The 6,427-nt window shown below is 63.1% G+C and carries 8 protein-coding genes; 1 reads left to right on the top strand and 7 read right to left on the bottom strand.

The window, feature by feature from the left end; all coding sequences use genetic code 11:
* The 6 genes from GWP04_12025 to GWP04_12000 form a co-directional block, all read right to left on the bottom strand.
* The coding region (locus GWP04_12025; GenBank protein NIA26276.1) for an LLM class flavin-dependent oxidoreductase at positions 1-688 on the bottom strand (688 nt) is incomplete at its 3' end.
* Complete coding sequence (locus tag GWP04_12020) at positions 685-1,125, bottom strand: thioesterase (GenBank protein ID NIA26275.1); 441 nt, start codon at positions 1,123-1,125, stop codon at positions 685-687. The genes GWP04_12025 and GWP04_12020, both read right to left, overlap by 4 nt.
* 101 nt (positions 1,126-1,226) lie before the next feature.
* Positions 1,227-3,023 carry a TIM barrel protein gene (locus GWP04_12015; protein NIA26274.1) on the bottom strand — a complete coding sequence of 599 codons (1,797 nt, stop codon included), beginning with the start codon at positions 3,021-3,023 and terminating at the stop codon, positions 1,227-1,229.
* A 36-nt stretch (positions 3,024-3,059) separates the two neighbouring features.
* Positions 3,060-3,938, bottom strand: a complete 879-nt coding sequence (gene ppk2, locus GWP04_12010; protein NIA26273.1) for a polyphosphate kinase 2 — start codon at positions 3,936-3,938, stop codon at positions 3,060-3,062.
* A 76-nt stretch (positions 3,939-4,014) separates the two neighbouring features.
* Positions 4,015-4,278 (bottom strand): hypothetical protein, encoded by a 264-nt coding sequence (locus GWP04_12005; protein ID NIA26272.1) that lies wholly within the window; start codon positions 4,276-4,278, stop codon positions 4,015-4,017.
* Positions 4,275-4,649, bottom strand: coding sequence for a PadR family transcriptional regulator (locus GWP04_12000; protein ID NIA26271.1), 375 nt, complete (start codon positions 4,647-4,649; stop codon positions 4,275-4,277). Before GWP04_12000 ends, GWP04_12005 begins: the two co-directional genes overlap by 4 nt.
* Before the next feature lie 229 nt (positions 4,650-4,878).
* Here GWP04_12000 and GWP04_11995 point away from each other — a divergent pair, with 229 nt between their 5' ends.
* Positions 4,879-5,310 (top strand): hypothetical protein, encoded by a 432-nt coding sequence (locus GWP04_11995; protein ID NIA26270.1) that lies wholly within the window; start codon positions 4,879-4,881, stop codon positions 5,308-5,310.
* A gap of 242 nt (positions 5,311-5,552) precedes the next feature.
* Here the strand turns inward: GWP04_11995 and GWP04_11990 are convergent, their stop codons facing one another.
* A complete protein-coding gene (locus GWP04_11990) occupies positions 5,553-6,131 on the bottom strand; it encodes a hypothetical protein (GenBank protein NIA26269.1) in 579 nt (192 codons plus the stop codon).
* Positions 6,132-6,427 lie beyond the last annotated feature (296 nt).

The raw sequence follows: 6,427 nt of genomic DNA, 5'->3' as shown, positions 1-6,427 counted from the left end.
CCTCGGCCGATGAGCGGATCGTCGCCAGCCTCGTGCCGTAATCGTCCGGTGTCATCGGGACACTCGGATACCAGCCGTCGCCGTACGTTCCGACCAGCCGAAGCATCTTCGGACCATGCGCTCCGATCCAGATCTCGGGAACGCCGCCTCGACCGGGCTGTACGTCCATCACGGCACCGTCGAGCTGATAGTGCTTCCCGGAAAAATCGAACGGGCCTCGGGACCGAAAGCACAGCCGGATGATCTGGAGCGCTTCTTCGAGGTGCCCGACCGGCTGCTCGAAGGAGATTCCGTACGGTTCGAGGTTCTCTCGCTCTCCTGCACCGATCCCCAGGATCGGAGGCTGTTTCGTCAGGTGCGACAGTGACAGGAACGTCTGAGCGATCAGTACCGGATGTCGTCGCAACGCTTCGGTTACGCCGACTCCAAGGCGAACATTCCCCGCCCGGGAGGCAAGATGGCCGAGGAGAACCTGATAGTCGAAGTACTCGTGTGGGCTCGACCCCGGACGGGCCATCCAGGTGAAGTCCCGATTCCAGATCTGCTGTGGAAAGAACCCGAGGAAGTGGTCCACGGTCCAAGCCGAATGCAGGCGCATCACCCGGGCCAGGCGTAACAGAGCGCGCGTCTGCCAGATGGGCGGGGATGTGCCCAATCCGAGACCGATGGCGACGCGAGGATGGCTCATCCGCCGGCGTGATCGCTGTTCTCGCCGGAAATGAGTTTCTCGATCGAAGAACGTATCTCCACGGGGATCGGGCACGCCTTGCGGGCCGTGCGATCGATGTGCACTCCGACGAGCTCGTTCGTTGCGGCGACCTCACCGGATTCGAAGTTGGTCATCTCGTGCTCGAAACGGGCCTTCCGATCATGAACTTCGAGGAATCTCGACCGGACCACGACGAGGTCGCCGGGAACCAGCTCACTGCGGTACGAGGTCGTCGAATGAACGGCCGCCATCCCACGGTCCTGGCTCCTCAGATAGGTTCCCGTGAACCCGACGATCGAGAAGAGGTGCCATGTGGCCCGATCGAACATGCCCGTGTAGTACATGACATTGAGGTGGCCCATGTGATCACACTGCCACGGGTAGACCACATCGCGATGAGTTTCGATCCACTGCATGTACGAGACGCTAGTGCCCGGACCGGGAACCGGCGTGTCCATGTCGCCGCGGGTCGGTCATGTGCACCGTCCTGAGACCCGATTGACTGCGGCCGTTTGCGCTATTCGAGCCCGAGTGCCTCTTCGGCCGCATCGAGCGTCTGCCCTCCTGCGAGAACGGGCGAGAAGAGATCACCGAACCGTCGCAGGCGGTCCCAGATCGTGGAGATCGTGAAGTCGCCGGGCTGCACGTGGTCGACTTCCTCCCAGAAGATCGGGGTCGATACGGGGGCGCCGGGGCGCGGTCGCACCGAGTACACCGAGGCAATGGTCTTGCCTGGAGAGTTCTGGTTGTGGTCGATGAACACCCTGGCCCCCCGTTTGGCGACATGCCACTCCATCGTGATGTCGTCGGGGTTTGCCGCCAGCAGCAGCCGGCCGACCGTCCCGACAAACGTGCGCACCCGTCGATAGTCGTGCACCGGGTCGAGCGGAACGTAGATGTGCAGACCGGTGGCCCCGGAGGTCTTCGGATGCCCGATGAGTCCGAGACGATCGAGCATGGCTTTCAATTGTTCGGCGACGGTGACCACCTGCGCCCATGTGGCGCCTTCGGATGGATCGAGGTCGAAGACGGCGAAATCCGGGCGGTCTTCGTTGCTCAGACGGTTGAGCCACGGGTGGATCTCGATGCAACCCATCGAGGCGAGCCACATCAACGATTCCCGATCCGCGGCGGTGACGAACTCGATGGTCTCTCCGCGATGCTTCGAGTAGACGGGCGCGAGGCGAAGCCAGCCGGGCCGATGTTCGGGCGCCTGTTTCTCGTAGAAGCCCTCCCCTTCGGAGCCATCGGGGTAGCGGGCCATGACGATGGCCCGCTCTGCCAGATGGGGCAGCAGCGTCAGGGCGATGGAGGCGTAGTAGTGGATGAGGTCTCCCTTCGTGAACCCGTCGGGGAAGAAGGGCTTGTCGATGTTGGACAGCACGAGGGGATGCCCGAGACCGGCCGGAGCAAAGCCGGATTCTGCCGGTGTGACATGGATCGGGACCGGGAACTCGACGCTGCCCGATCCGAGCCTCCTTGTGTCGCCGGACGGTTCCGGTCTCCCCATGATCTGTTGCAGCTCTTGCGCCATCGCTTCGGTGCTCTCGGGCTCACGGGCTTCGGAGATGATCACCAGTCCGACGTCCGCCTCTCGTGCGGCTTCCACGAGATTGGTGATCCGCAGACTCCCTTCTCCATACCGAACGTGACGGACCTCACCCTTGTCTCCGAACCGGGTCTCTGAGAACTGGCACTGCAACGGGTCGATCATCCATCCGGGGAAGTGCTTCCGGAGAAAGCCGAACACTTCCTGGAACGCCTCTTTGGTGGCCAGAGCGCCCCGGCCGATGGCGTGTAGATGCGCCCAGTCGACGTAGGGACGGGCGAACGGGAACTTCGAGACCAGCGAGGCAATATCATCCAGGGTGCCGAAGGCACTGCTGCGTCCGGCAGTCTCCAGACCGAGACCGACGCCGAGATGCGAGACCTTGGGAGCGATCCTCTCGAGCCGTTCCGAGACCAGCTCCATGAGCGTCTCCGTGTCTCTCCCGTAACGCTTGCCGAGATGCACGCAGACGATCCGGGCGCCGGCCGCCTTGGCGAGCCTCATCGTGTGCTCGATGGTAAACAAGCACTGCTCCGCGCGTTCTCCGTCTGCGATCGTCAGGACGGCGGAGTACGGGGCATGGATCGAGAGTCGGATGTCGCGCTCGGCTGCAAGGGCGCCGAATCGACCACAGCGCCGCTCGCTCCAAGGGAGCTCCTCGACAAAGGCCAGTTCGAAGGCCCGATGACCCTTGGCGACGAGCCCGTCGAGAAACGCGGCGTCGTCTCCATCCGTGGGAAGTCCCGAATAGCCGAACCGGATCATGATCCGAGACTATCGACTGTCACCACCGACAACCGGTCAGTAACTCTCCGGTACGAACGTCTGCTCGCTGAGCGGCGGCCTGATGTAACCGATATCGGGCTGACGGGGCGGGAGTTCGATCTGACCGGGCGTGAGATCCTCATAGGGGATGAGACTGAGCAGGTGCGTGATCGTGTTGAGCCGGGCACGCCTCTTGTCGTCTGCGTTGACCACATACCAGGGAGCCTGCTTGATGTCGGTGTGATTGAACATCACGTCTTTGGCGATCGAATACTCGCTCCAGCGGGACCGCGACTCGAGATCCATCGGGCTCAGCTTCCAGCGCTTGGTTGGCGTCTCCATGCGGTTCTGGAACCGGCGCTCCTGCTCCTCGTCGCTCACCGAGAACCAGTACTTGATCAGGATGATGCCGGCACGCACCAGCATGCGTTCGAATTCGGGGCATGTCCGTAGGAACTCGCGATACTGGTCTTCGGTGCAAAACCCCATCACGCTCTCGACGAGGGCCCGGTTGTACCAGCTCCGGTCGAAGAGCACCATCTCCCCGGCGGCAGGCAGGCGAGCGACGTACCGCTGGAACCACCATTGAGTCTTCTCACGATCGGTCGGCGTGCCCAGCGCCTCGATACGGCAGATGCGTGGATTGAGCGGTTCGGCGATCCGTTTGATCACGCCACCCTTGCCGGCAGCGTCCCTGCCCTCGAACACGACGACGACTTTCACGCCCTCTGCCTTGATCCACTCCTGGAGTTTGACGAGCTCGATCTGCAGCCTGGCGAGTTCGCTCTCGTAGAGCTTCTTGGGCAGCTTCGGTTTCCTCTGCCGGGCTTCGTCACCGCCGAGACGTCGCTGGTTGAGGATCGGATGATCGACCGTTTGCTGCGCTTCGGACTCCTGGGTGCCGTCGTCACTCATCGCCCAATCGAGCCTAGTGAACGGGCCACAAGTGTGACGGCCGGGTCGCGAACCCGGCCGTCACACTTCCATACGCTCAGAGTCTGGACTTCAGGTCTCGAATCTCGTCCTGCAAGCCTTTGACCACTTCCTCGAGGTCGGCCACGTAGGTCCGCACATCCTCCTCGACTTCGGAGTCGTCTTCGACCCACGCACCGTACCCCCAGCCGCCTCGACTGGCACCGTGCCGGTAGCCATGGGGACCGGAGCCGAAAGCCATGAAGTGCCCGTGCCCCATCCCGGGACCGTACCCGCAGCACATGCGGGGACCACCGAAGCGTCTCAGCCGTCTGTATCTCATTGCTTGTCTCCTTTCCAGGCCTGGAGCAGCCGCTCCAAGGCCTCACGCATTTCCTCTACGCCCTGCATCCAGATCTCGAGGACCTCTCGACCTGCCGGCGTGATCGTGTATACGCGTCTGGGCCGCGTGGTGCCCGTCTCCCAAGTCGACGTGAGCAGCCCTTGGGACTCCTGGCGTCGTAGCGCTCTGTAGACGGCCCCAACGTCAGGAACGTCGAGGCCAAGATCCTCCCTGATCGCCTCGATGAGCGGGTACCCGTGGGACGTGCCTCTCGATATGAGCAGGAGCAGCCCCGTATCGAGAAGCCTGCCACCCCGAGGGCCCGGTCCGTGGCCATGCCCCGGATGTCCATGGTGAGGTCCGCGTCGCATTACATGTAGAGTATATATGTAATTGACATCTATGTACAGTCTGCATGTTTGCTACCGCACGCTGTTCCTCACTCCTCACGTCTCTCCCCACGAACAGAACGCCTCATGCGATCGGCCATCCTTCGGCCCCTTCTCGCCCTGGGCCGGCCGCAGGTGTCGCGCTGACGACTCGCCGTTCTGCGGCGTCGCTTCCACTGTCTTCCAGCTACCGCTTGTCACCGACACGTAGATGTTCAAAGAGTTCACGCGCGAGCCGGCCAACGATCCCGGACAGGTCGAGGCGGCCCTCAGATCTGAGATCCCCGACGTGAAGGTGTCCGTCATGTTGCCGCCGACCGTTCCTGATGGGGCAACTGGATCATCGGACCGCTTGACGATCTGTGAGACGTTCCCCATCGAGATTGCCTCTGTGGATGTGTCCATCTCGTGGCAACACGACCAACACGATCGGAGGCTCTTTCCAAGGAGCATGGCTTCGGCTTCGCCGGCCGGCGAGGATCGGATCTCCGGCAAGCTGGAGTCCGGCGTGGAGTGGAAGATGGGAGAGATTCGCGCGCTGCCCGGGTGTGTCGCTACCAACCGCGTCGGCCTGACCTTCATCAAGTGGGATGAAGGCGCCGACCGCTATCACGTCAAGAATCCCAATGACGCCATCTCGTAGCTCGCAAGCCGCCGAGAGTTCCTCTGACGGACCTGGCTGTCAGACGAGGCCGGTGGAGGTGGCTCGGCTAGGGCGCGACCCCCGTTGAGAGCCTGCTCCGGCTCACGTATCGCTCATCGTCCGAAGCCAAGAGACGCTCCTCAACAAGAAAGTGGAGTTCAGGTGAGTGCGGCGATGTTGCGGTATGCGGCGACGATCTGGGTGGCGGTGGGCCATCCGTCGAGGATGCGAACGATGTCGCGTCAGGCAGTGGTGATAATGCGGGCGGAGGCGTGCCAGAGTCCCCAGCGGAGCCGTTTGGGCTTCGCCCGGGCGAGCGGGCCGACCAGGCGCAGCAGTTGGAACCAGCGAACAAGGTCTGCTGCCCGACATACGGTTTGGAGCCATGCCTGGTTCGCTTCGAATCCGGTGAACGCGAATCGATCGAGTCCGGAGTCCCTCAGGTGGCCAATGTGGTCTTCGACGTGGACGTGGGGGCGCATGTGGCAGTCCAACTCGACCTGGTTGCCGGCCAAGTCGTTGTAGTGGTCCCAGAACCGGTAGTCGAGGTCGGGGAGCAGCGTCGTCTGGGCACCGGGGTAAAGCGGTTGACGGCGGATGATCAGCCGGGTGCCGTCGGGCCAGGCTGACAGGTCAACCAGGTCGGTGACGTCACACACCGCTGCCCTCAGGCCACTGGAGGTCGATTCGATTTCGGTGCCGTTCTGATCCAGCGCCGCCTCCCACCGGTTCGGGTCGTCGTTCGCGGTCGTGATCGCAGCCGATACGGCTGTCTTGCGGCGAGCGACGCATCGACATCCAACACAACCGGCTGTCGCCATCGGTCGCCGAAGTCCGCCGCCACACCTCGGCGCGGAGCGTGGCCATTGCCCGGCGCGCCCGCACCACCGCCCTCTGGTTGAGAGTTCCGGGTGAACGTGCGATACAGCGTCGTATCAGAACACACGACACCGAGCAGACGACCCTGCGACGCCAACGCCTCAATATCGGCACACGACTCGCCACCCCCAGCAGGCATCAACATCGCCTGAGTCAACACCCGACCCTGATCATGAACAGGTCGCCCCGGACCGGATCACCCGATCGCCTCAAACAGCGTCGCACCCACCCCGAGCCG

Source organism: Gammaproteobacteria bacterium (assembly GCA_011682695.1).
Classification (GTDB): domain Bacteria; phylum Actinomycetota; class Acidimicrobiia; order Spongiisociales; family UBA4744; genus BMS3Bbin01.
Note: the sequence above shows the minus strand (reverse complement) of the source record. Positions and strands in the feature narration are given on the sequence as shown.